The sequence below is a fragment of the Bacillus badius NBRC 15713 genome (assembly GCF_001591605.1).
GTDB lineage: Bacteria > Bacillota > Bacilli > Bacillales > Domibacillaceae > Pseudobacillus > Pseudobacillus badius.
This window is the reverse complement of the sequence record NZ_BCVF01000003.1, coordinates 95,785-121,547: the sequence shown is the minus strand read 5'-3', so window position 1 is coordinate 121,547 and position 25,763 is coordinate 95,785. Positions and strand designations below refer to the sequence as shown.

The 25,763-nt window shown below is 45.0% G+C and carries 22 protein-coding genes, 1 tRNA gene and 1 riboswitch; of the genes, 20 read left to right on the top strand and 3 right to left on the bottom strand.

All coding sequences use genetic code 11. The annotated features are described in order from the left end of the window. Positions 1-6 precede the first annotated feature (6 nt). The 12 genes from racE (at position 7) to yihA (ending at position 13,751) form a co-directional block, all read left to right on the top strand. The gene (gene racE, locus BBA02S_RS02705; RefSeq protein ID WP_041097581.1) at positions 7-807 is read left to right on the top strand and encodes a glutamate racemase; all 801 of its coding nucleotides are present in this window, start codon (positions 7-9) and stop codon (positions 805-807) included. Between the two features lie 177 nt (positions 808-984). Beyond that, complete coding sequence (locus BBA02S_RS02700) at positions 985-2,031, top strand: GerMN domain-containing protein (RefSeq protein WP_041097579.1); 1,047 nt, start codon at positions 985-987, stop codon at positions 2,029-2,031. 170 nt (positions 2,032-2,201) lie between these two features. Continuing rightward, positions 2,202-2,963 (top strand): ribonuclease PH, encoded by a 762-nt coding sequence (gene rph, locus BBA02S_RS02695; RefSeq protein ID WP_041113947.1) that lies wholly within the window; start codon positions 2,202-2,204, stop codon positions 2,961-2,963. Next, the gene (locus tag BBA02S_RS02690; protein WP_041113948.1) at positions 2,960-3,568 is read left to right on the top strand and encodes an XTP/dITP diphosphatase; all 609 of its coding nucleotides are present in this window, start codon (positions 2,960-2,962) and stop codon (positions 3,566-3,568) included. The genes rph and BBA02S_RS02690 overlap by 4 nt, the downstream gene beginning before the upstream one ends. Then, entirely contained in the window at positions 3,565-4,086 is a 522-nt protein-coding gene (locus BBA02S_RS02685; RefSeq protein ID WP_041113949.1) for a metallophosphoesterase, read from the top strand. The genes BBA02S_RS02690 and BBA02S_RS02685 overlap by 4 nt, the downstream gene beginning before the upstream one ends. Positions 4,087-4,271: 185 nt before the next feature. Then, positions 4,272-4,348 (top strand) — tRNA-Arg (locus tag BBA02S_RS02680). 221 nt (positions 4,349-4,569) lie between these two features. Beyond that, entirely contained in the window at positions 4,570-5,547 is a 978-nt protein-coding gene (locus tag BBA02S_RS02675; RefSeq protein ID WP_041097571.1) for a tetratricopeptide repeat protein, read from the top strand. A 143-nt stretch (positions 5,548-5,690) separates the two neighbouring features. Beyond that, entirely contained in the window at positions 5,691-6,980 is a 1,290-nt protein-coding gene (gene tig / locus BBA02S_RS02670) for a trigger factor (protein ID WP_041113950.1), read from the top strand. 408 nt (positions 6,981-7,388) lie between these two features. Next, positions 7,389-8,651, top strand: a complete 1,263-nt coding sequence (gene clpX, locus BBA02S_RS02665; RefSeq protein WP_041097566.1) for an ATP-dependent protease ATP-binding subunit ClpX — start codon at positions 7,389-7,391, stop codon at positions 8,649-8,651. A 286-nt stretch (positions 8,652-8,937) separates the two neighbouring features. Next, positions 8,938-10,608, top strand: a complete 1,671-nt coding sequence (lonB, locus tag BBA02S_RS02655; RefSeq protein ID WP_052477334.1) for an ATP-dependent protease LonB — start codon at positions 8,938-8,940, stop codon at positions 10,606-10,608. A 238-nt stretch (positions 10,609-10,846) separates the two neighbouring features. Then, complete coding sequence (lon, locus tag BBA02S_RS02650; protein ID WP_041098239.1) at positions 10,847-13,177, top strand: endopeptidase La; 2,331 nt, start codon at positions 10,847-10,849, stop codon at positions 13,175-13,177. Further along, positions 13,167-13,751 (top strand): ribosome biogenesis GTP-binding protein YihA/YsxC, encoded by a 585-nt coding sequence (gene yihA, locus BBA02S_RS02645; protein ID WP_041097562.1) that lies wholly within the window; start codon positions 13,167-13,169, stop codon positions 13,749-13,751. The genes lon and yihA overlap by 11 nt, the downstream gene beginning before the upstream one ends. 200 nt (positions 13,752-13,951) lie before the next feature. On the opposite strand, the gene BBA02S_RS02640 is transcribed toward yihA, so the two are convergent. After that, complete coding sequence (locus tag BBA02S_RS02640) at positions 13,952-14,440, bottom strand: DUF2062 domain-containing protein (protein WP_041097560.1); 489 nt, start codon at positions 14,438-14,440, stop codon at positions 13,952-13,954. Between the two features lie 14 nt (positions 14,441-14,454). Further along, on the bottom strand, positions 14,455-14,940 hold the full coding sequence (locus BBA02S_RS02635; RefSeq protein WP_041097558.1) for a LiaI-LiaF-like domain-containing protein: 486 nt from the start codon (positions 14,938-14,940) through the stop codon (positions 14,455-14,457). A gap of 184 nt (positions 14,941-15,124) precedes the next feature. On the opposite strand from BBA02S_RS02635, the gene hemA reads away from it, so the two are divergent. From hemA to ysxE, 8 genes are all read left to right on the top strand, one after another. Beyond that, entirely contained in the window at positions 15,125-16,468 is a 1,344-nt protein-coding gene (gene hemA, locus BBA02S_RS02630; RefSeq protein ID WP_041097556.1) for a glutamyl-tRNA reductase, read from the top strand. A 13-nt stretch (positions 16,469-16,481) separates the two neighbouring features. Next, a complete protein-coding gene (locus tag BBA02S_RS02625) occupies positions 16,482-17,315 on the top strand; it encodes a cytochrome C assembly family protein (RefSeq protein ID WP_041097554.1) in 834 nt (277 codons plus the stop codon). Between the two features lie 20 nt (positions 17,316-17,335). Then, positions 17,336-18,268: a hydroxymethylbilane synthase gene (gene hemC / locus BBA02S_RS02620; protein ID WP_041113952.1), complete on the top strand. Its 933-nt coding sequence runs from the start codon at positions 17,336-17,338 to the stop codon at positions 18,266-18,268. Beyond that, entirely contained in the window at positions 18,265-19,053 is a 789-nt protein-coding gene (locus BBA02S_RS02615) for a uroporphyrinogen-III synthase (protein ID WP_041113953.1), read from the top strand. Before hemC ends, BBA02S_RS02615 begins: the two co-directional genes overlap by 4 nt. Further along, positions 19,053-20,030, top strand: coding sequence for a porphobilinogen synthase (gene hemB, locus BBA02S_RS02610; RefSeq protein ID WP_041097548.1), 978 nt, complete (start codon positions 19,053-19,055; stop codon positions 20,028-20,030). Before BBA02S_RS02615 ends, hemB begins: the two co-directional genes overlap by 1 nt. Before the next feature lie 12 nt (positions 20,031-20,042). After that, the gene (gene hemL, locus BBA02S_RS02605) at positions 20,043-21,332 is read left to right on the top strand and encodes a glutamate-1-semialdehyde 2,1-aminomutase (protein WP_041097546.1); all 1,290 of its coding nucleotides are present in this window, start codon (positions 20,043-20,045) and stop codon (positions 21,330-21,332) included. A 374-nt stretch (positions 21,333-21,706) separates the two neighbouring features. After that, positions 21,707-22,840 carry a stage VI sporulation protein D gene (gene spoVID / locus BBA02S_RS02600; RefSeq protein ID WP_041097544.1) on the top strand — a complete coding sequence of 378 codons (1,134 nt, stop codon included), beginning with the start codon at positions 21,707-21,709 and terminating at the stop codon, positions 22,838-22,840. 63 nt (positions 22,841-22,903) lie between these two features. After that, positions 22,904-23,893 (top strand): spore coat protein YsxE, encoded by a 990-nt coding sequence (gene ysxE / locus BBA02S_RS02595; protein ID WP_041097542.1) that lies wholly within the window; start codon positions 22,904-22,906, stop codon positions 23,891-23,893. Between the two features lie 103 nt (positions 23,894-23,996). Here the strand turns inward: ysxE and BBA02S_RS02590 are convergent, their stop codons facing one another. Then, entirely contained in the window at positions 23,997-25,442 is a 1,446-nt protein-coding gene (locus BBA02S_RS02590) for an amino acid permease (protein WP_041113954.1), read from the bottom strand. A 103-nt stretch (positions 25,443-25,545) separates the two neighbouring features. Next, positions 25,546-25,724: riboswitch (Lysine riboswitch) on the bottom strand. Between the last annotated feature and the right edge of the window lie 39 nt (positions 25,725-25,763).

The window sequence follows — 25,763 nt, the reverse complement described above, 5'->3', positions numbered from 1 at the left end:
AGAAAAGTGAATAGACCGATCGGTGTAATTGATTCGGGCGTCGGGGGGCTGACGGTAGCTAAAGAGATTATGCGCCAGCTCCCGAACGAAACGATTTACTATACGGGAGACACTGCCCGGTGCCCATATGGCCCAAGACCGGCCGAGGAAGTAAAAGCATTTACATGGGAGATGACCCGTTTTTTAATAGAGAAAGAGATTAAGATGCTCGTTATCGCGTGCAATACAGCTACCGCCGTTGTATTGGAAGAAATTCAAGCAGCATTACCTATTCCAGTGCTCGGAGTGATCCATCCAGGAGCGAGAGCGGCAATTAAGCAGACAAAAAATGATCAAATCGGAGTGCTTGGCACGATTGGCACAGTTCGAAGCGGAGCCTATGAAAAGGCGCTTACCTCTATTAATAAAAAAGCCATTGTTACTTCTTTGGCATGCCCTAAATTTGTTCCGCTTGTCGAGAGTGGAGAATATAAAGGCTTAATGGCGGAGAAAATTGTGGAAGAAACGCTCACTCCGCTGAAGAATACAAAAATAGATACGGTCATTTTAGGATGTACGCACTATCCGCTGCTGGAGCCTATTATAGCTAAAGTTCTTGGAGAGCAGGTGCATGTTATTAGCTCAGGAGAAGAGACTGCTCGCGAAGTCAGCGCTATTCTCGATTATAAAAAGCTATTGGCAAAAGAAACGGCCCGTCTGCCGCATGTTTTTTATATGACTGGTTCGCAGGAGTTGTTTTATGAAATTGCTTCTGATTGGCTAAACGAAAAAGAGTTACACATTGAAGCGATCCGCTTAGGCAACTAAGCGGTTTTTTGCGCTGCTTACTTCTCAAGGAGAGATGTAGGGCAAGCTCCTGCTGCCATGCAAAGAAAGCGCGGTTATTGGCAAACAGAGCTGTAAGATAAGAAGATTTGTCCAAGCCGGTTCTAACTTTCCGAAACACCCGTATATTTAGTACAAACAGTTTTAGGAGGGGTAGTTATGCGAAAGAAGAAAACGGCAGCAGCGGCAGTGATCTTAATTTCTTCTGTTTATACAGCAGGCTGCGGATTATGGCCTGAGGAGAAAAAAGAAAAAATTGATCCTCCGCAATCCGTCGTTTATACGGACAATCTATCCGGAGAAGAAGGACAAAAAACAGCGCAAAATAAAGATATGGTTATGACGGAACTGTATTTAATTGATAAAAACGGCTATGTTGTTTCTCAAACAATGCCGCTTCCCAATACCAAAAGCTTGGCCAAGCAGGCCGTCGAATATCTGGTAGCTGAGGGACCCGTATCTAATCTCATTCCAAATGGTTTCCGTGCTGTATTGCCAGCTGGTACCCAAGTTAAAAGTGTGGATATTAAAAAAGGAACGGCCACCGTCGATTTTTCGCCTGAATTTAAAGAATACGAGAAGGCAGATGAAGGCAGGATTGTTCAGGCACTTACTTGGACGCTCACTCAATTTGACTCTGTGAAACGGGTAAAGATGCAAGTGAACGGACAGACGCTTTCGGAAATGCCCGTTGGCAAAATGGCGCTGGCTGAGGACGGCACGACGAGGCAAGCAGGGATTAACGTAGATGCCACCGGTGTCGTTGATCTTGCTGACACAAGGCCGGTAACTGTTTATTACATGGCTCAAGAGGGGGAGGGCTACTACTATGTTCCGGTTACCAAGCGTGTAAGCAACGCAGAGCAAGATCAAATCACTGCAATTGTTAAAGAACTGGCCAAAGGGCCTCGTGCCGGTTCGGGTCTTGTGACAGAGTTTTTGCCGGAAGCGGAGCTGCTGGAAAAGCCGGTTATGAAAGAAGGACGAGTCACACTCAATTTTAATGAGGCGATCCTTGGAAGCTTTGAAAACAAAATGGTATCTGAGCATATCTTGAAATCGCTGGCTTTGTCGCTTACTGAAGGAACGGAAGTAGAGAGCCTTGCTATTCAGGTGGGGGGCAACTCTAATATCACGACAGAACAAGGCAAACCGTTAAGCAGTTCGGTGACGCGTCCGGACGTGGTAAATCCGGTTGATTTATGAACAACCCCGTTATATTCGACAGAGCGTATATGTAAGTAAATTCCCTTATAATCATCTATCTAACCGTCTGCTGGCAGGAGGCTTAGATGAATGATTTCTTTTTTATGTCTGAAAGAAAAAATGCTACTATAAGAAGATGCTAAGCAAATGAAACCACGGAGGGAATTATCATGAGATTTGATGGAAGACAAGCCGATGAGCTTAGAAGTGTACATATTGAAACCGATTATTTGAAACATCCGGAAGGTTCGGTGCTGATTCAAGTTGGCGATACAAAAGTGATTTGTACAGCCAGCATTGAGGATCGAGTGCCTCCGTTTATGAGAGGGAGCGGAAAAGGATGGATTTCAGCCGAATATTCCATGCTGCCAAGAGCAACAGGTCAAAGAAATATTCGCGAGTCCTCCAAAGGAAAAGTATCCGGGAGAACGATGGAGATTCAACGCTTAATCGGCCGTGCCTTAAGAGCTGTTGTGGACTTGGAAGTGATCGGTGAGCGGACAGTCTGGGTGGATTGCGATGTTATCCAGGCAGATGGCGGCACGCGCACAGCTTCAATCAGCGGAGCGTTTGTTGCTCTTGCCATTGCACTGAATAAGCTGTATGAAGAAAAAGAATGGGCAACCTTCCCGGTTACTGACTTTCTGGCAGCGACAAGCGTGGGAATCGTCCCGGAGCATGGGCCTGTGTTAGACTTAAATTACATGGAGGATAGCCAGGCTGAAGTCGATATGAATGTTGTTATGACTGGCAGCAATGAATTTGTAGAACTGCAAGGAACAGGAGAGGAAGCTACCTTTTCCATTGCTGAGCTGCAGCAGCTTCTTGAGCTCGCACAAACTGGAATCACCAGCTTGTTCGCTGTTCAAGCGACAGCTCTTGGCGAAATCGCTGGAAGAATCGGCAGAAAGCCAGAAGGAGAGGCGGAATGAAAACGGTTATTATCGCAACAAAAAACAAAGGGAAAGCCAAAGAGTTTTCGAGCTTGTTTGCTGATTACGGAATCGAAGTGAAGACGCTCCTTGATTATCCGCTGTTGCCGGATGTAGAGGAAACAGGCAAGACATTTGAAGAAAATGCGATATTAAAAGCAGAAACGATAGCGGAGAAGACCGGAAAGCTTGTCATTGCTGACGATTCAGGGTTAAGCATTGATGCGCTTGACGGCCGGCCAGGCGTCTACTCAGCTCGGTATGCAGGTGCTGAAAAAAGTGATGAAGCCAATATTGAAAAAGTGCTTGCTGAGCTTAAGGGAGTGCCGGCAGACAAGCGGACCGCCCGCTTTCATTGTGTACTGGCTGTTGCCCGCCCCGGTGAGAAAACAGCCACAGTTACGGGCGTATGCGAGGGCAAAATTACGTTAGCGAAGCAAGGAACAAACGGCTTTGGCTATGATCCGATCTTCTTTGCAGAAGAGTTCAACAAAACAATGGCCGAGCTGAAACCGGAAGAGAAGCACAGCATCAGTCACCGGGGGCAGGCGATGAGAAAGTTGGGCAGCATGTTATCGGAATTGATTGGCGGTGAGGCAGGATGAAGGTGTTGGTAGTGAGCGATAATCACGGCTGGGGCGATATTTTGACTGAATTGCGGGAGCGCTATGAGGGAGATATGGATGCGTTGATTCACTGCGGAGACTCGGAATTGAGGGCCGATGATCCGGCAATCCAAGAGTATTTCATTGTGAGAGGGAACTGTGATGTAGAAGAAGAGTTTCCTTACGATGTCGTGGAAGGTGTCGGCGGCAGAAGGATATTTATTACTCACGGACATCGCTACAATGTAAAGACGTCGCTGATGAAGTTGACGTATAAAGCACAGGAGTATGAGGCTGATTTCGTCTTTTTTGGCCATACCCATATGGTCGGCGCAGAAAAAATAGGTGAAACCATTTTCTTAAATCCAGGAAGCATCGCGATGCCAATTGGACGGCGGGACAAAACATATGCAATCGTAGAAGCAAATAAGCAGCAAGCTGCGATTCGTTTTTTCGATGACAAGCACCGTGAATTAACGGAGTTAAGCTGTACGTTTTCATTCGATTCGGTGTCCTAAAGGAGGATAGCCTGAAAAACGCTGGCTAGTTGTTTTTCAGGCTGCTCTTCTGATAAAGTAAAAAGAGCCGTTCTTTTTATACAGTAAAAGAAAAAAATCTCAAAAACACATTGACAATCTTTAAGCAGGTTGTTAATATAGTAAATGTCTTACATAACTGCTCTTTACGAGCAGATGAGCAATATGTCCCAGTAGCTCAGCTGGATAGAGCAACGGCCTTCTAAGCCGTCGGTCGGGAGTTCGAATCTCTCCTGGGACGCCATACATAATTCAACTAACCTTTCAGACAATCGTCTGGAAGGTTTTTTTGTGATATCCATCGACATATTTCCCTCTTCTTTTTAATCGCGGGGAAAGAATCTGCCTCTCGCTTTTTCTTTGCTTTTTTTTTTGAAACAGACATGCTACACTTACAGAAATACAGAAAAAGGAATGAAAACAGCCGTTGTTTTCATCCGAACAGAGACAATCAGGTGACTTATTATGAAGAAGAAAAAGTGGGATAGAAAAGGAAATGTATTTATTTTTCCGGGAACTGGCCAAGCGCTTATTCAAAAAGGCAGAGCGGCGCTTGAAAAGAAGGAGTACGATATGGCGGCTTCTTTCTTATCGGAGGCGCTGGAGTATCCCCTTGCCGAGGAGGAAGATGTAAAGACGGCTCTTTTGCTGGCTTTGTATGAAAGCGGCCAGTATGAAAGGGCGTTGGCATTGTGCAGCGATATGCTGCATAAGGGCCTTGGAGAGTACTATGACGTCCTTGATATTTACGTGCTTATTTTAATGCAGCAAAAAGAGTATGAAGCAATCTTCTCTACGTTATCGGCCCTGATGGAGGAGAAGCAGCTGCCGGAAGAAAAGCGCGACTATTTCGGGCGGCTGTTAGAACTGAGCCAGAAGATGATAGAGTCCCCGGAGCCGCAGGGGAAACAGCTGTTTACCGGCAAAGAAACTTTGCGTGAGCAAACATTAAAATTAATGGAACTTGCCCAAGTGAATATCCGTCCCTATTATGATGAACTGACGGCAATGCTTGCACAAGAAACGGCTCATCCTTTTTTGCAAACGCTTGCCTTAAATGTCTTAAAGGAGCACGGGATCGATAAAGAGGTAACAGTAAAAAAGTTTTCTTTCAGCAGGACGGTCATTCCTGTCCAGTTAGCAGATGCGTTTGAACAAAACTATTTTCGGACAGTGATTCACTTTTTGGAAGAAGACCTGGCCGATAAGGATCCTGTCCAGCTTGAACAGGCAAAAGAAATGGTCAAGCGCCATTTTTTCCTTCTGTATCCTTTTGAACCTGAGCAAATTTCGGCCGCAGGATGGGCGCAAGCCGTTCGTCTCCAGCTGCGGTTATATTATGAAGGAGCTGCCCTTCAAGCAGAAGAAGAGCTCGATAAGAATGTTGAAAAGAGCCTTCATTTTATGAAGGAATTAGATGAAATTTCTTCGCCGATCATGTAGGCTTTTGGTTGAAAGAGAAAAAACGTATGTTATAATGTAAAGGTCATAATGTGTCCTTTTTGTGTAAGAAAAATATACATAGGGCGGCCGAACAACTTATACTGTTCATGATGATCAATTTATAGATTTTTGGAGGGAACTTTATGTCTGCTAAATGGGAAAAACAAGAAGGGAACCAAGGAGTTCTAACAGTAGAAGTAGATGCAGAAACAGTCAGCAATGGCTTAGATGCTGCATTTAAAAAAGTAGTAAAAAACATTAACGTACCTGGTTTCCGCAAAGGAAAAATGCCGCGTGCTTTATTTGAAAAGCGCTTCGGTGTAGAGTCTCTTTATCAAGACGCACTGGATGTTATTCTTCCAGAAGCATATGGAAAAGCGGTTGAGGAAACAGGAATTGATCCTGTAGACCGTCCTGAAATCGATATTGAGCAAATGGAAAAAGGAAAAGAGCTTATTTTTAAAGCGACTGTAACAGTTAAGCCGGAAGTAAAGCTTGGCGAGTATAAAGGGCTTGAAGCGGAAAAATTAAGCACAGAAGTAACAGATGAAGATGTACAAGAAGAGCTTACTTCACTGCAAAAGCGTCATGCTGAGCTTGTTGTGAAGGAAGACGGCAAAGTAGAAGACGGCGACACAGTGGTTCTTGACTTTGAAGGCTCCGTTAATGGAGAGGTGTTCGAAGGCGGTACAGCTGAAAACTATTCTTTAGTTATCGGCTCTGGCACCTTCATCCCTGGATTTGAAGAGCAATTGATCGGCATGGCAACTGGCGAAGAGAAAGACGTAGAAGTTTCTTTCCCTGAAGAGTATCATGTAGAAGAACTTGCAGGCAAACCAGCTGTATTCAAAGTGAAGCTTCATGAAATCAAAGCTCAGGAGCTTCCTGAACTGAATGATGATTTTGCGAAAGAAACAGATGAAGAAGCGGAAACACTTGATGAATTAAAAGCGCAAATCCGCACTCGTCTAGAAGAGCAAAAGAAAACAGCTGCAGAACAAACACTTCGTGACACGCTTGTAGAAAAAGCAGCAGCTAATGCGGAGATCGATGTACCAGAAGTTATGGTTGAGAATGAAATTGACCGCATGCTTCAAGAATTTACGCAAAACCTTTCTATGCAGGGAATGAACCTGGATCTATATTATCAATTCTCTGGCCAAAGCGAAGCAGATCTTCGCGGACAAATGAAAGAAAATGCGGAAACTCGCGTACGCACAAGCTTAACGCTTGAAGCAATTGCAGAAGCAGAAGGCTTAGAAGCAACTGAAGAAGATACAGAACAAGAATTAAACAAAATGGCAGAGCAATTTAACCTGTCAGTAGAAGACATTAAAAAAGCATTAGGCAGCAACTTAGACGGCATGCAAGCTGACCTGAAAATCCGCAAAGCGGTTGAATTTCTTGTGGAAAACAGCAAAACTAGTGCATAATAGTAGATAAGATAGACAAGGCGCGAACTGCTCGTGCCTTGTTTTCTACCTACTTGTTTATTCATCATACATATCCAAAGGCTGTATAGAAATGAGGCATAGGCTGCTCATAGCCTAAATATTTGCTCCTTGACGAAGAGGACATATAAAAATGTTTTAGTAATAGTCAGGCTGGCAGCACATTATATATACAAAAGACCTTTTGTTTTTTGAACCGAGCAAAATGTGGTAAAATGCAATACATACTTTTTTTACGAAAAGCCAACGGCGCTCGTCCAGCGGCAATCGGCAACTATTCTTCATCAGAGCGAGCCGCTTTTAAGCTCGAAAGGGGAAGGGTGTTTAGCTAAGGACCGCCAGCGCTGGCAGCTGGACAAGCGATTAAATATTCATAAGGGGTGAAAGTCATTGTTCAAGTTTAACGATGAAAAAGGGCAGCTTAAATGTTCCTTCTGTGGGAAAACACAGGATCAAGTACGCAAACTTGTAGCGGGGCCCGGTGTATATATATGTGATGAGTGCATCGAACTTTGCACAGAAATAGTTGAGGAAGAGCTTGGCACAGAGGAAGAGGTAGAATTTAAAGACGTACCGAAGCCAATGGAGATCCGCGATATTCTAGATGATTATGTAATTGGCCAGGAGCGCGCTAAAAAGTCGCTTGCTGTTGCGGTTTATAACCATTACAAGCGCATCAATTCCAACAGCAAAGTGGATGATGTGGAATTAGCGAAGAGTAACATTTGTTTAATTGGCCCGACAGGAAGCGGGAAAACGCTTCTTGCCCAGACGCTTGCCCGTATTCTCGATGTGCCATTTGCTATTGCCGATGCTACTTCTTTAACAGAAGCGGGGTACGTGGGAGAAGACGTAGAAAACATTCTTCTTAAATTGATTCAAGCTGCTGATTACGATGTAGAAAAAGCCGAAAAAGGCATTATTTACATTGATGAAATTGATAAGGTAGCGCGCAAATCAGAAAATCCATCTATTACACGCGATGTATCTGGTGAAGGCGTACAGCAGGCCCTCTTGAAAATTCTAGAAGGAACAGTAGCAAGTGTTCCTCCGCAAGGCGGCCGTAAGCACCCTCATCAGGAATTTATTCAAATTGATACGACAAACATTCTCTTCATTTGCGGCGGAGCGTTTGATGGGGTAGAACAAATTATCAAGCGCCGTCTTGGCCAAAAAGTTATCGGTTTTGGCATGGAGACGAAGCAGGAAGACGTGGAAACCGGTTCGTTATTATCCAAACTAGTGCCGGAAGACCTGCTTAAATTTGGACTCATTCCGGAATTTATCGGGCGTTTGCCAGTCATCGCCAGCCTTGAGCAACTGGATGAAGAAGCGCTCATTCAAATTTTAACGAAGCCAAAGAACGCGCTCGTTAAACAATATCAAAAAATGATGGAACTGGATGAAGTCAATCTTGAGTTTGAAGAAGAGGCTCTGCGCGAGATCGCGAAAAAAGCGATCGAACGGAAAACAGGTGCACGCGGACTCCGCTCCATTATTGAAAGTATTATGCTCGATGTGATGTATGATCTTCCTTCGCGCGAAGACATTAAAACGTGTGTGATAACGAAAGAAACCGTTCTTAACAACGCGGCGCCAAAGCTGCTTGGAGAAAACGGCCAAAAAATTGATCTGACGAAAACATCGGCGTAAGCAAGCAGACAGCCGGCGTCAGCATTCATGCCTGCGAAAGACGAAAAATATAAGAAATGCAAAACAGGACAGCTTAAAATCATGCGGCTGTCCTGTTTTTCCGTCATCGCCAGAACTTCCAAGCGAATGGCTGTTTATGAGTATCAAAATGAGGCGATACTGGCAAATAAGATAACGGACGGTGAACCAAAAAGGCTGTTGGCTGCATAAAGAATGCCGACTTTGGTCTTTTGAAAAGTTCAGCCGTCGATACACGTTTCACTTTGCTGGTATGGGAGGATACGATATGAATTGGACAGCAATTGCAATCGCGGGACAGCTGGTATTTGGCTTGATTATCAGTTTTTATTTTTTGACGATGCTGAAGAAACAGCATACGAGCAGAATAACGATTGATAAGGAATCGAAAAAAGAAATGGAAGCGATGCGGAAGATGAGGGAAATTTCGCTGACGCAGCCGCTTGCCGAAAAAATCCGTCCGCAAAGCTTTTCGGACATTGTAGGCCAAGAAGAAGGAATCAAGGCCTTAAGAGCCGCTCTTTGCGGCACGCATCCGCAGCATGTGATTATCTATGGACCGCCGGGAGTAGGAAAAACAGCAGCAGCCCGTCTTGTACTTGAAGAGGCGAAGAAAAATAAGCGCTCTCCTTTTTCTTCCTCTGCTGTATTTGTAGAACTGGATGCCACGACGGCCCGCTTTGATGAAAGAGGAATTGCTGACCCGCTTATTGGCTCGGTGCATGATCCCATTTACCAAGGTGCTGGCGCGATGGGGCAAGCTGGCATCCCTCAGCCGAAAAAAGGGGCAGTCAGCAACGCCCATGGCGGGATTTTATTTATTGATGAAATTGGGGAACTGCATTCTATCCAAATGAATAAGCTGCTGAAAGTGCTGGAAGATCGCAAGGTAATCCTTGAGAGTGTGTATTATAGCGAAGAAAACGAGGATATACCGAAACACATTCATGATATCTTCCAAAAAGGGTTGCCGGCAGATTTCCGGCTGATTGGCGCTACAACGAGGCAGCCAGAGGAAATTCCGGCCGCTATCCGCTCCCGCTGTCAAGAAGTGTATTTTAATGAATTAGATCATCATCATCTAAGAGACATTGCCGGAAAAGCAGCTAAAAAGGCGGGAATGACTTTGTCCGACACAGCACTGACCTTGATTGCCAAGTACACCCGCAACGGCCGCGAAGCTGTGAACCTTGTGCAAATGGCCGCTGGTACAGCGATGATGGAGCAACGCCAGGAAATATTAAATGAGGAAATAGAATGGGTCATCCAATCAAGCCGGCTGGCTCCGAAATGGGAGCCGCAAATTCCTGAAAAATCGAGAGTCGGACTGGTGAATGGGCTGGCTGTTACTGGACCGAACAGCGGAGCGCTTCTTGGGATCGAAGCCGCTGTGCTTCCCGCAAAAGAGAAGGGAATGGTCACTGTCACAGGGATTGTGGAAGAGGAAACATTTAATCAGCCGGCAAAATCAATGAAACGCAAGAGCATGGCAAAAGGTTCAGTAGAAAATGCTGTGACAGTGCTGAAGTCCATGGGTGTGCCGGTAGGGCAATTCGATATTTTTGTTAACTTTCCCGGCGGCATGCCAGTAGACGGGCCTTCTGCCGGGGCAGCGATCGCGTTGGCCATTTATTCAGCCATCTATGGTCATCCGGCTGACCGAACCGTGGCTATTACAGGAGAGATCAGCTTGCATGGCCACATAAAGCCGGTAGGAGGCGTTTTGCAGAAAGCTCTCGCAGCAAAGGAAGCAGGGGCCAAAAAAGTTCTTTTTCCGGCAGAAAATAAGACACTCCTTTTAGAGAAAGTAGAAGGAATAGAATTAATCCCGGTTTCTCATTTGAAAGAAGCCTTTGACCACTTTTTTGATAAGCAGGCGGAGCTTAAAGGGCTCGTTCAGCCCGGAAGTATAGTGCCGCAAGAAAAAAAATCCATATAGCCAAAGGAAGGCTGCCTTAAAGAGTGGCGATTTTTCACTTTTGAGGCAGCCCCGTTGTTTGTTTTCCGCCGCTAAGAGGAATAGGTACAAAGACAGGGAAACGATAGCCTGTTCAAAAATGGACACTCCTATTTAAATAAGATAAGATTGTACAAAACACCTATTTTGCGGCAGAAAGCGTAAAAGAGAGAACAGGCGGAGAGTTCGCCTAATGTTTGAAGTGATGGAGGTTATGTTTATGAGTAATCAAACTGTTCACACTGTGCCCCTCCTGCCACTGCGGGGATTGTTAGTGTATCCTACCATGGTGCTGCATTTGGACGTCGGACGCGACCGTTCAATTGAGGCATTGGAGCAAGCAATGCTGGACAACCATTTAATTTTTTTATCAACGCAAAAAGATTCAAATATAGACGATCCTTTGCAGGAGGATTTATTCGAAACAGGAACATTAACGAAAGTAAAGCAAATGCTGAAGCTGCCAAATGGAACGATCCGCGTGCTCGTCGAGGGACTGAACCGGGCCGTGCTGAAGCAGCTTGATGATAAGGAAACCTTTTATTTAGCGACAGTGGAAGTGCAGGAGGATGATACGGCCAAAGATTTAGAAGCGGAAGCGCTGATGCGCACGCTTTTAGAGTATTTTGAACAGTATATCAAGCTGTCCAAGAAGGTTTCATCTGAAACTTATTCCACGGTAGCAGATATTGATGAGCCGGGAAGGCTGGCTGATATCATTGCTTCTCACCTGCCGATTAAAATGAAAGATAAGCAGGAGATTTTAGAAACCTTTGATATTAAAGATCGTCTGAACCGCATCATTGATTTATTAAACAATGAAAAGCAAGTATTAAATTTGGAAAAGAAAATCGGCCAGCGTGTAAAAACATCGATGGAGCGCACACAGAAAGAATACTTTTTGCGCGAACAAATGAAGGCCATTCAGCAGGAGCTGGGCGAAAAGGAAGGAAAGACCGGTGAGGTTGAGGAGCTGCTCAAGCGAATTGAAGAAGCGGGCATGCCTGAACAAGTGAAAAAGACGGCATTGAAAGAATTAAATCGCTTTGAAAAAATTCCTTCCAGCGCCGCAGAAAGCGCAGTCATCCGCAATTATCTTGAATGGCTTGTCACGCTTCCATGGACGAACGCGACTAAAGATGACTTGAACATTAAAAAGGCAGAGGCGATCTTGAATCGCGACCATTATGGATTAGAGAAAGTAAAAGAGCGTGTGCTTGAATATTTAGCAGTCCAGCAGCTGACTGAATCACTGAAAGGTCCGATTTTATGTCTTGCCGGACCTCCAGGGGTTGGGAAAACATCGCTGGCACGTTCCATCGCTGAATCGCTTGGCAGGAATTTCGTTCGGATTTCTCTCGGCGGTGTGCGTGATGAATCAGAGATTCGCGGCCACCGGCGCACCTATGTCGGCGCAATGCCGGGACGGATTATTCAAGGGATGAAAAAAGCAGAAACGGTGAACCCCGTCTTTTTGCTTGACGAGATTGACAAAATGTCCAGTGATTTCAGGGGAGATCCATCTTCAGCTATGCTGGAAGTGCTCGACCCGGAGCAAAATTTTAATTTCAGCGATCATTATATTGAAGAAACATACGACTTGTCGAAGGTAATGTTTATTGCAACAGCTAATGATTTAGCTACCATTCCAGGTCCCCTGCGCGATCGTATGGAAATTATTACAATTGCTGGCTATACAGAGCTGGAGAAGATTCATATTGCTAAATCTCATTTGCTGCCGAAGCAAGTGAAGGAGCATGGGCTGACAAAATCGCAGCTTCAAGTAAGAGACGATGCCATTCAAGATATTGTCCGTTATTATACACGGGAAGCTGGCGTGCGCAGTCTTGAACGACAGCTGGCAGCTGTTTGCCGGAAGACGGCCAAAATGATCGTTTCTGAAGAGAAGAAGCGCGTAGTGATCACAAGCAAGAACCTGCAAGAGTTTTTAGGCAAGCGTATTTTCCGCTATGGACAAGCGGAAACAGTCGATCAGGTCGGAGTGGCGAACGGTCTTGCGTATACAGCTTCAGGCGGGGACACACTGCAAATCGAAGTGTCGCTGTCGCCGGGGAAAGGCAAGCTGATTTTAACAGGGAAGCTTGGAGATGTGATGAAAGAATCCGCTCAGGCTGCTTTCAGTTATGTCCGGTCTAAGACGGCAGAATTAGATATTGAATCAGACTTCCACGAAAAATATGATATCCATATTCATGTACCGGAAGGCGCTGTGCCAAAAGACGGGCCATCTGCCGGCATTACCATGGCTACTGCTTTGGTGTCAGCACTGACAGCCCGTCCGATTCGCCGGGAAGTCGGGATGACGGGAGAGATCACTCTTCGCGGCCGTGTGCTGCCAATCGGCGGCGTGAAGGAAAAATCACTCGGCGCCCATCGAGCAGGGCTCAAGACGATTATTTTACCAGAGGATAATGAAAAAGATATTGAAGATGTTCCAGAAAGCGTGCGCAACGATTTAACATTTATTCTTGCTTCTCATATGGATGATGTATTAAAAGTAGCGCTGACAGGTGATAATTATGAAGGTTAATCAAGTAGAACTCGTTATTAGCGCGGTCAAACCGGCGCAATATCCGGAAGATTCTCTTCCGGAATTTGCGCTGGCCGGCCGCTCCAATGTTGGAAAATCATCTTTTATTAATAAAATGATCCATCGCAAAAGCATGGCTCGCATCTCTTCCAAGCCGGGCAAGACGCAGACGCTTAATTTTTATAAAATTGAAGAAGCCCTTTATTTTGTGGATGTACCCGGTTATGGCTTTGCGAAAGTGTCCAAAAAAGAACGTGAATCTTGGGGCAAAATGATCGAAACGTATTTAACGACCAGAGAACAACTGCGGGCGTGTGTGCTGATCGTTGACCTAAGACACCCTCCTACGGAAGATGATGTGATGATGTACCATTTTTTAAAGCATTACAACATTCCGGTTATTGTCGTTGCCACTAAAGCGGATAAGATACCGAAAGGCAAATGGCAGAAGCACTTAAAAGTAGTGAAAGAAAGACTTGAATTCAACCCGGCAGATGACATTGTTGTTTTCTCTTCCGAAACAGGACAAGGAAAAGACGAAGCCTGGGGAGTTATTCGCAAAAGAATGAAATAGAGGGGGATGGCCGGCCAGCTGATTCAAAAGCCGGTGATCCAATTATAGGACGGGGACCGGTGCGGCATCGGTCCCATGTCGGTTGGCTGCAAGTATAGTAACTTAGAAGTATGCTAGACGTTCCTATATGTCCGTTCATCAAAAACGGCCTCTTTCTCGTTAGATCTGCTCTAGCGAGAAAGAGGCCGTTTTTTTATTTATCACTGCTTCACCCATTTGACATATAGAAGATGTAAGATCTGCTTCTGATAACGTTTGAAAATGACGTAAACAGCAAGGTAAAAAGACCCGATAAACAAGATCATGTTGATGAGCATGCCGATGATGAATGTGCGTCCGACTGAGAACCCGGCCGCAGCGGTTGCCTGCCAGGAAGCAGCCTCCTCCACGGCGCTTTCAATCATTTCGCCAAGTTCATAAGGATACACGAACTGTCCTGTGACCAAGTTTAAGTAAAAAAGAAAAGGGAAAATGCCCATTAAAGACACTCCGCCTAAAAAGGCAGCGACCGTATTTCCCCTAAAGAGTTTCGCAAAAGCAATAGAAATTAATAATCCCATCCCGAAAGAGGGAACAAAGTTAATGGAAGCCCCCAAAGCAAAGCCGATAGAAATGCTATGGGCGCTGCTGCGGATTCTAAAAAATTTTAACAGCATATATTTAAATTGTCGGCTCAATTTCTTTATCATAACAATCGCTCACTTTATTTCTTTTTGACAAACAGCAAATACCCGCCAAAGGCAATTAAAATGACAGGCCAAAACTGCCAAAGGGAAAGAGCCCGGTTTTCAAGCAGGCCGAGCCATTCGATTACTTTGTCATAAAACAGCGTAATCATGGCAAGAATAAGAAACAGCAACCCTTGAAACAGGCCGTTTCTCGTTTTTTGATACTGAAGCAGGAAGCCTAGTGCAATAATGAGAATAAAGACCCCGGTATCGTTGGACCAAAAGCCGAAATGGTTGACTACATGGAAGTGAATGCCGAATCCAGTGAGAATAACACCGGGCAAGATACTGTTGCCTTCCCGGCCGCTGTAGGCATCTGCCAAAAAGGCAAAGCCGATCACAATGAAAAGTGTTGGCCAGCTTAGGAAGGGCTGAAACCAGACGATAGCAGCTTGCTGCAAGAAGAAATATAAACCAAATCCGATTAAAATAATTCCCGGAAAAATTCGCTGCTGCCTCATAAAATAGTTTCCCCGCTTTCTATATTCCTAACTTGAATCTTAGTTCCTATTTTGATACGCTAACTAGTGGGTTTAAACAGGTTTATCGTTTTTAATGTTAGCATATGTTCACAATTTGTGAATAAGGAAAATTTGTTCCGTGTTATAATGAATGTAACAGATTTTTTATGGGGGTGCTGAGAACGTGCATATTATTGTGGTGGGACTAAACTACAAAACAGCCCCAGTGGAGATACGTGAACGATTATCTTTTCAGGACACGGACTTGGAAAAAGCCATGTCAGAGCTCCGTAAGCAAAAAAGCATTTTGGAAAATGTGATTCTTTCCACTTGCAACCGGACAGAAATTTATGCGGTCGTCGATCAGCTCCATACAGGGCGTTATTATATTAAAAACTTTTTAGCTGAATGGTTTGGAATGGAAAAGGAAGAGTTTACCCCTTTTCTATTTATTCATGAACAGGAAGCGGCCGTTGAACACTTATTAAAGGTGACAAGCGGTTTAAATTCGATGGTGCTGGGCGAAACACAAATTTTGGGACAAGTACGTTCAAGCTTTTTAAGAAGCCAGGAACTCGGGGCTACAGGCACCGTGTTTAACCATTTATTTAAGCAAGCTGTCACGTTGGCTAAGAAAGCGCATGCGGAAACAGAGATTGGAGCCAATGCAGTGTCTGTCAGCTATGCCGCTGTGGAGCTCGCCAAGAAGATTTTCGGGAATCTTGCCGGCAAGCACGTTCTCGTTGTTGGTGCAGGAAAAATGGGGGAACTGGCGATCCAGAACCTTCATAGCAGCGGGGCAACAAAGGTGACAGTCGTCAACCGGACGTTTGAAAAAGCGGAGGTGCTTGCCGAGAAATTTGACGGCCATGCCAAAACATTGGCTGAACTGCAATGCGCTCTTGTAGAAGCGGACATTTTAATCAGCTCTACAGGTTCAAGCGATTACGTCATCACAAAAGAAAGAATGGCAGTCGTTGAAAAAATGCGCAAAGGAAAACCGTTGTTTATGGTTGATATTGCTGTGCCGCGCGATCTCGATCCAGCGATTTCCGATTTGGAAAGTGTGTTTCTGTATGACATTGACGACTTAGAAGGCATTGTAGAAGCGAATTTGGCCGAACGTCAGAAAGCAGCAGAAAAAATTGAACTGATGATTGAAGCAGAGATTGTCGCTTTTAACGAGTGGATCAACATGCTTGGCGTGGTTCCGGTGATTTCTGCTCTGCGTCAAAAAGCACTTGCTATTCAAGCGGAAACGATGGTCAGCATTGAGCGGAAAATGCCTAACTTAACGGACCGTGAACGAAAAGTATTGAATAAGCATACAAAAAGTATTATCAATCAGCTGTTGAAGGATCCGATTTTACAGGCGAAAGAACTCGCTGGCGATAAACGCTCGGCTGAAAAGCTGGCTTTGTTTACACAAATTTTTAATATTGAAGAAGAAGTGAAAGCAGAGAAGCAGCTGAAAACAGCAGAACGCCCGATCCAGCAAGTTCAGACAAAGCCATTATTCCAAGTGTAAGCGGGGTTACTTGATGTTTGAACAAGGAATGGCCAGGCTCCACGAATTGATGGTAATTTTATATGCGCTCAGCGTTATGCTGTATTTTATCGACTTTTTAAATCAGAACCGGAAGGCGAATCAAGTCGCCTTCTGGACTTTATCGATTGTTTGGGTTCTTCAAACAATTTTTTTGTTTTTATATGTGTTCAAGACCGGCCGGTTTCCGGTTCTCACCCTTTTTGAAGGGCTTTATTTTTATGCTTGGATTTTAATTACACTGTCATTGGTCATTAACAGGCTGCTGCGAATGGATTTTACAGTTTTCTTCACCAACATCATCGGCTTTGCGATTATGGCGATACACACCTTTGCGCCCGTACAAATGGAATCGCAGGCGATGGCGGAACGGCTTGTTTCTGAACTGCTGCTCATTCATATTACGATGGCGATTTTGTCGTATGCAGCATTCTCTCTTTCTTTTATTTTTTCAGCACTCTATTTGCTGCAGTATCGGCTGCTGAAAATGAAGAAATGGAGCCAGCGTCTATGGCGCCTTGGTGATCTGGAGCAACTGACGAAATTCTCGTATGTATCAAATGCAGTCGGCGTGCCGATGCTGTTGCTAAGCTTAATTCTTGGGGTGATCTGGAAGTTTATTAAACTTCCGGATGTCAGCTGGTATGACGCTAAAATTATCACATCTTTTATTCTGTTGATTATTTACGGCATTTATCTTTACTTGAAAGTTCGCAAGGGGCTTTATGGCAAATCATTAGCATTGTTAAATGCTGCTGCCTTTTTAATTATTTTAATTAACTTTTTCTTGGTGAGCCGATTTTCATCGTTTCACTTTTGGTACACTTAAAAGCAAAGCAGGAGGATATTATGCGAAAAATTATTGTCGGCTCCCGCCGAAGCAAATTGGCTTTAACACAAACCAACTGGGTGATCAGCCAATTGAAAAAGCTCAAGCCAGAGTATGATTTTGAAGTCAAGGAGATTGTCACAAAAGGCGACCGCATTTTGGATGTTACGCTGTCTAAAGTAGGCGGAAAAGGCTTGTTTGTGAAAGAAATTGAACAGGCAATGTATGATAAAGAAATCGATATGGCTGTCCACAGCATGAAAGACATGCCTGCTGAGCTTCCAGAAGGGTTAACGATCGGTTGTATCCCTGTGCGGGAAGATCATCGTGATGCGTTTATTTCTAAAAACCATGTAAAACTCAAGGATATGCCAGCCGGGTCAGTTGTCGGCACGAGCAGTCTGCGCCGCAGCGCCCAAATTTTAGCTGTTCGCCCGGATCTGGAGATTAAATGGATTCGCGGCAACATTGATACGCGGCTTGCAAAACTGGAGACTGAAGAATACGATGCAATTATTTTGGCTGCTGCCGGATTATCACGCATGGGCTGGGCTTCTGACGTTGTCACAGAGTTTTTGGAGCCGGAGCTTTGTTTGCCGGCAGTAGGCCAGGGGGCGCTTGCTATTGAATGCCGGGAGGACGATGAAGAGCTGCTTGAATTGCTTGCTGCTTTTTCCAACGAGGAAACGATGAAAACGGTAACGGCAGAGCGGGCTTTTCTTCATCAAATGGAAGGCGGCTGCCAAGTGCCTATCGCCGGATTCGCTGTAGCGGACGGAGAAGAAACGGTACTGACTGCTCTCGTTGCTTCACCGGATGGAAAAACGATTTATAAAGAAACTGTAAGAGGCACAGAGCCGAAAGCTGTAGGTGTGAAAGCAGCAGCATTGCTTTCAGAGCGCGGCGCAAAAGAATTAATTGAGACGGTGAAAGCGGAGCTGGATGGACAATGACGTCCAGCCAGCCGCTTTCAGGCAAGCATATAGTAGTGACCCGTCCAAGAGGACAAGCAGCCTCATTTATTGATAAAATAGAAGCAGCTGGAGGAATGGTCCATTTCGTTCCCATGCTTGCGTTTCGTTCCTTTTCTGACGGGCGGGAAACGAAAAGGCTGCAGCAATTGCCTACATACGACTGGATTATTGTAACGAGTAAAAACGGTGTCGATTTCTTTTTTCAGCAGTTGAAGGGAAAAGGGATCGACTACAACACTGTCATAAAAAGCCGCTTTGCAGCCATCGGCACGAAAACAGCAGAGGTGCTGCAAAGCTATGGATTTCATGCGGAGTATATTCCGGAAAAGTTCTCTGCTGATCAGTTTGCGGAGGAAATCAGCCGCGGTCATTTCAAGGCGGAGAAGGTATTAATTCCTAAGGGGAATCTTGCCAGAACAGCGATTGCTGATGCTTTGAGAGTAAAAGGAATGACGGCGGATGAATGGATAGTATACGAAACCTATTTTCCTGAAGAGGAAAAACGGCACGTAATGGATTTATTGACAGCCAATCAGACAGACGTCCTTACCTTTACGAGCCCTTCAGCTGTCCGTCACTTCATGGAAGCGGCAGAAGAAGCGAATATTCATACATTACAGGAATCTGTTGTAGCCTGTATTGGTCCTGTAACGAAAAAAGAAGCGGACCGTTTCGGCCTTCATACCCAGATTTGCCCGGAGGTTTATACGAGCGAATCGCTGGCAGAGGCGATTGTCCGCTATTTCAGAAAGGAAGAAGACTAATGGAACTGCAATTTAAACGTCATCGCCGCCTGCGTCAATCTGCTAATATGCGCGCGCTTGTGCGGGAAACTTATCTTCACAAGGAAGATTTTATTTATCCGTTGTTTATTGTAGAAGGGGAAAACATTAAAAATGAAGTGCCTTCTATGCCAGGTGTCTTTCACTTATCAATGGACCGCTTAAAAGCAGAAATGGATGAAATCGTCTCACTTGGTTTAAAATCGGTCATTTTATTTGGCGTGCCGGCTGATAAAGATGCTGAAGGAACGGGCGCTTATCATAATCACGGCATTGTGCAGCAAGCGACCCGCTTTATTAAAGGCCATTATCCGGAAATGATCGTTGTTGCTGATACATGTTTGTGCGAGTATACCGATCACGGCCATTGTGGAGTTGTAGAAGGCAGCAAGGTGCTGAATGATCCATCATTGAACTTGCTGGTTCAAACAGCGGTGAGCCAAGCAGAAGCAGGCGCTGATATTATCGCTCCATCTAACATGATGGACGGATTTGTTACTGCGATCCGCCACGGATTAGATGAAGCCGGCTTTACAGATGTGCCGATCATGTCCTATGCAGTGAAGTATTCTTCCAGCTTTTACGGGCCTTTCCGTGACGCAGCAGAATCCACTCCGCAGTTCGGCGATCGAAAAACGTATCAGATGGACCCTGCGAACCGGCTGGAAGCCTTCCGTGAGGCGGAGTCTGATGTGGAAGAAGGAGCAGATTTCCTCATTGTGAAACCGGCGCTTTCTTATTTAGATATTGTCCGTGACATGAGAAATGAATTTACATTGCCGATTGTGGCTTATAACGTAAGCGGCGAATATTCCATGGTGAAAGCAGCAGCCCAAAATGGCTGGATCGACGAAAAGGCCATTGTTATGGAAAAGCTGATCAGCATGAAACGGGCAGGAGCGGACTTAATTATTACGTATTTTGCTAAAGATGCAGCCCGCTGGCTGAGTGAAAAATAAGGAGGTCTTTTTATGCGTTCTTACGAAAAATCAAAGCAGGCTTTTCAAGAAGCCGTACAGTTAATGCCAGGGGGCGTCAACAGCCCGGTTCGTGCCTTTAAATCTGTCAACATGGATCCCATCTTTATGGAGCGGGGAAAAGGCTCTAAAATTTGGGACATTGACGGCAATGAGTACATCGACTATGTCTTATCATGGGGACCGCTTATTTTAGGACATGCGAATGATCAAGTTGTTGAAGCTTTAAAAAAGACAGCAGAGACCGGGACAAGCTTTGGCGCCTCCACTTTGATCGAAAATGAATTAGCGAAGCTTGTGATCGAACGGGTTCCATCTATTGAAGTCGTTCGGATGGTATCATCCGGTACCGAGGCAACGATGAGTGCTCTTCGCTTGGCACGCGGGTTTACCGGGCGCAGTAAAATAGTGAAGTTTGAAGGCTGTTATCATGGCCACGGAGACTCGCTCCTGATCAAGGCAGGATCTGGTGTAGCCACGCTTGGATTGCCTGATAGCCCAGGTGTGCCGGAGAGCGTAGCGAAAAATACAATTACCGTTCCTTATAATGACCTTGAGGGCGTAAAGTACGCTTTTGAGCAATTTGGCGATGACATTGCTTGTGTGATTGTCGAGCCTGTTGCCGGCAATATGGGAGTCGTGCCGCCTCTGCCAGGTTTCCTGGAAGGATTGCGTGAAGTAACAAGCGAGTACGGTGCCCTCCTTATTTTTGATGAGGTCATGACAGGCTTCCGTGTCGGCTACAACTGCGCTCAAGGATTCTTTGGCATTACGCCGGATCTTACTTGTCTTGGCAAGGTAATTGGCGGCGGGCTGCCAGTTGGCGCTTATGGCGGCCGAGCGGACATTATGAACCAAATTGCCCCAAGCGGTCCGATTTACCAAGCAGGTACACTTTCCGGAAATCCAATGGCCATGGCGGCTGGATTGGAAACGCTCCGTCAATTGACACCGGACATGTATGAGGAGTTTGGGCGCAAGGCGGATCGCCTAGAGGAAGGATTAAGCGAAGCGGCGCATAAGCACGGCATCCCAGTTACATTTAACCGAGCGGGTTCGATGATCGGTTTGTTCTTCACTAATGAACGAGTCACTAACTATGAAAAAGCCAAAACAGCTGATCTTGAACTGTTTGCCGATTATTATCGGGAGATGGCTAATGAAGGTGTCTTTTTGCCGCCGTCTCAGTTTGAAGGATTGTTCTTATCCAGCGCACATACAGACGAGGATATCGAACATACGATTGCGGCTGCCGAAAAGGCATTCAGCCGCTTAAAGAAATAAAAGTGAGAGACCAGCCCGCCGGCACATAGCCGGCGGATTTCAGACGACAGGCAAACTCGAATTCTATCGAGTTTGCCTGTCGTCTTTTTTTGTCCTGCCGAGGAGGAGTGTGCTCTCGAAAAACAGTTCAATTCAAAGCAGATCAAAAAGGGGGCAGACTAAGACCCTTCCAACCCCCATTTGTCATTCAGCTAAACCTCACCGGTACATAGTCAACAGGTGTTTCGTCTCTTTTAAATTGATCAGTCAATCTTTCATATTTTCATGAATAGTGTCATACATATTAATTGTGAAAGAAAATGAATGGCAGCTTCATGCCTTTATTTATCCTGCTTGTATCGTATAAGCCGAGTGATTAGAAAGGAGGAAGTAAAGTGACATCTCAAGATCTGTCGTATTTGCGATTTTCATTAGAAGAAACCGTACGATTTACTAATGGCCAGGAAGTGGGAGAGTTATATTCTATTTCTCTTGATCCTCAAATTCAAACTGAGGAAGCAGATGAGTTTATCCGAATGCACGGCTTCTTAGAACTTTCTGGAGAATATTCACCTTCGGGACAACATCAGTCAGAACAAGCGGATACGTATACCTATAAATATGTCCAGCAAGTATTAGAGAGGGGCGATAATGAGTGTGAGTTTTTTCATCACTTTCCAATTGATATAACCATTCCGAAATCACGAATCGCTAAAATGGAAGATGTCGAAATTTACATTGATTCGTTTGATTATGAGTTTCCTGAAAAAGCAAACTTAAAATTAACAGTGGATTTGTCGATCTCCGGAGTGATGGAGGAAGAGGCAGAAGTGGAAAGAACGCCAGTGAATGAAGAGGTTGAAGAATGGCCAGCCGCAGAGGAAGAGCAAGCGGAAGGCATGAGGAAAAAAGACAAAGAAGAAGAACCGGAGTTTTCTATTTTAAAGCTGGATGTCCAGCCGGCAGAAGGTCTGGAAGGAAAAGAACGAGAGGCTGATTTTTCTGTAGAAGTGAAAAGGCAGCCAGGGGTGCTGGAAGAAGAGGAAAATCCGTTTATTCAATTAGAAGAGCAAAGAAAAGAAAAACAACAGGAGCCTTCTCCTAATGCACCGGTCAATATGGAGAATCATCCAGCAGCAAATGAAGAAAACAAGCACATGAATGAATCGCCTGAACTGAAACCGGCTCCTGTTCATGAATCACCGAATGTGTCTGAGCCGATGGAGTCTTCCTCCTCTGAATCATCACACATGAATGAATCGCCGCCTAAAGAACCGGAAGAGAAGAAAAAGAAGAAGCCATTTGGCTTAAAGAAAACGGAAACGATGTCTCTAGCCGACTTTTTCGCAAGGAAAGAGTCCGAGGAGGCTGTGACATGGAAAGTGTGTCTTGTTCAAAGAGAGGACACCTTGCAGAAAATTGCTGAACGATATGAATTGCCAGTGGCTGACTTAGTCCGGGAAAATAAATTAGAGACCAGCCAAAGCATTGAGGAAGGTCAAGCGCTCTATATACCAAAGACTCGTTGATGATCCGGCTGTTCCCGATTAAAGTTGGGACAGCCTTATTTTTTTATAAAGCGGGTGAAGAAAGTGGAACAGCCCTATTCAACTATTTGGAAAAGCTATGGATTAACCCCCGTGCATATAGAGACAATCGGCCATGTGCAAAAAGGTTTGACGGATAAAGGGACGTTTGCTCTAAAAAGAATTCCTTCTGCCCAAGGGATGGACTTCTTATTTCATATACAAAAACTTTACCAGGCGGGATATCACCGATTTGTTCCGGTTTATCCTACTTTGGATGGACGATACGGGGTTTTAGATGGTTCATATATTTATTACTTGATGCCCTGGATTGAAAGCGGCGGACAAAAGGTGACAGAGATGGAACAAAAAATGGTGCGGGAGACGGCCAGACTGCATCTTGTTTCGTCCGCAGACGTGCCTGTATCAAAGCAAGCCAGAATTGAGCAGTATGAACGGACGAAGAACTTGTGGGAAAGACAAGAAGAGCATTTAGAGCAATTTCTTGAGCTTTCGGAAAAAGAGGTGTATATGTCACCATTTCAATTGTTATTCTGCCTTTACTATACGGATATCCGCCAGGCCTTCTTCTATGCGAAAGAAAAATTAAAAGCATGGAAGGAGGCGACGGAAGAAGAGGAAAAGGAGAGAACCGTCCAAATTCACGGAAAACTCGATCCAGGGCACTTTCTTATGGATCAAGGAGGCGGGTATTTTATTAATTTAGAGCAATCCCGGAGAGCAACGCCCATTCATGATTTAATCCCGTATTTTGTACACACGCTCGATGGCTATCCCGAAAGATCAGCTTTAGCGAAAGATTTGTTCAACCGTTACACTAGTTTTTTTCCGCTGAAAAAGGGGGAGAGGCTCTTGTTTCAGAGTTATATCGCTTATCCAGGAGCAACGTATGAAACGGCTGCCGCTTACTTTTCAGGCCAGCGGAAGCAAAATGAATATCACTATACGCGCAGGCTTCAGCAAAATTATTGGCAGCTGAAGAATATTGAATATTTTGTAACAGAGCTGAAGGAAAATGGAGAAGATATGTATTGAATGGTCTTGCCGGCTGCTGGCATTTATGCAGACGATGCCAATAAACAAATAAGCAGCTGAAGAAAACGATTTTCTTCAGCTGCCATGCTTTAAGTGCCGATCATTATTCTTTGCTAAGATCGCATTCTTCCAAAGGAATGACCTTAGTCTTGTGTTTGATTTTATAAACGAGCCAAAAGGCCAGGAATAAAGGAAGGCCGATGTAAGAAACGAGCACCCCGTTCCAATCAATGTTGCCCCCGATGAATGCCGGGAAATTTTGTCCTAAGATAATGAACGTACATAGAATCAAGGCTAGCAATGGCCCAATTGGAAACCACTTCGCACGATAAGGAAGCGTATGAATGTCCCCGCCTTGAGCAATAAAGGCTCTGCGGAAACGGTAGTGGCTAATAGCGATCCCCAGCCATGTAACAAATCCAGCCATTCCTGAAGCATTTAACAGCCATACATAGACAACCCCGTCTCCAAAGAAGGTGGTCAAGAATGCCAAGGAGCCGACTAATGCAGTAAAAATAAGCGCATTGACCGGAACCCCTCTCTCGTCGAGACGCGCCAAAAACTTAGGAGCTTGTCCGTCCCGGGCTAAATCCCACAGCATACGGGTAGAGGCATACATACCTGAGTTTCCTGCGGACAGAACAGCGGTAAGAATAATCGCATTCATAACAGAAGCAGCAAATGCGAAGCCGGCCCGCTCAAAAACAAGTGTAAATGGACTGACAGACACTGAATCACTTAACAGACGTTCATCTGTATAGGGAAGAATCAATCCGATAACAAGAATCGCTAGAATATAAAAGAGTAAAATCCGCCAGAACACAGTATTGATGGCTTTAGGGATAGTTTTCTCCGGATCTTCGCTTTCTCCGGCGGCTACTCCGAGGAGCTCCGTGCCCTGAAAAGAAAAGCCGGCGGCCATAAACACACCTAAAATGGCTAGGAATCCGCCATTGAAAGGAGCATCTTGCATGGTAAAGTTCTTAAAGCCGATCGCTTCTCCTCCCATAATGCCGAAAATCATCATTATTCCTGTGATAATAAAGATAATGACTGTAACAACTTTAATGAGTGAAAACCAAAACTCTGCTTCTCCAAATCCTTTTACAGACAGGTAATTTAAGCCGAACATAATGAGAAGGGCAAGGCCGCTCCAAATCACGGAAGGGCTGTCAGGGAACCAAAACTTCATAATCAGTACAACAGCAGCAAGCTCTGCCGCAATTGTAATGGCCCAGTTGTACCAATAATTCCAGCCAATGGCAAAGCCGAGAGCTGGATCTACAAATTTTGAAGCATAGACTTTAAAAGAACCGGCTACCGGCATATAAGCCGCCATTTCTGCCAAGCTTGTCATTAAGAAATAAACCATTAACCCAATTGCGGCATAAGCGAGCAGCGCCCCTCCAGGACCGGCAGTGTGAATCGCTCCGCCGCTCGCTAAAAATATGCCTGTCCCGATTGATCCTCCAAGCGAAATCATCGTTAAATGGCGCGCTTTCAAAGTCCTTTTCAGTTGAGTCGGGTTGGATGTTTCTGTATTACTCAATAATCTGCACTCCTTTTCGTGATGTAAGATTGAGTCAAGTTAAGGGCAAATAAAAACAGCCGTCGAAGAAGATCGACGGCTGTGAACGAGTCCGTTTAATCCTTCCGAAGATAGCCCTCCACGTTAAATAACGCGACAGTGATGCCCCTGTTCGGAAACATCCCCAGCATGAACAGACAATGACCGGTCCATACTTCGGCAGTGTATCCTTTCGAGCGGAGTCACAGATGTCATTGCTTCTCGTCCGCTTTACTCATATAAACTGCAGCCTCTATCCCATCGGTAAATGGGAATATTTAATTGACACTAAAAATTATAGAC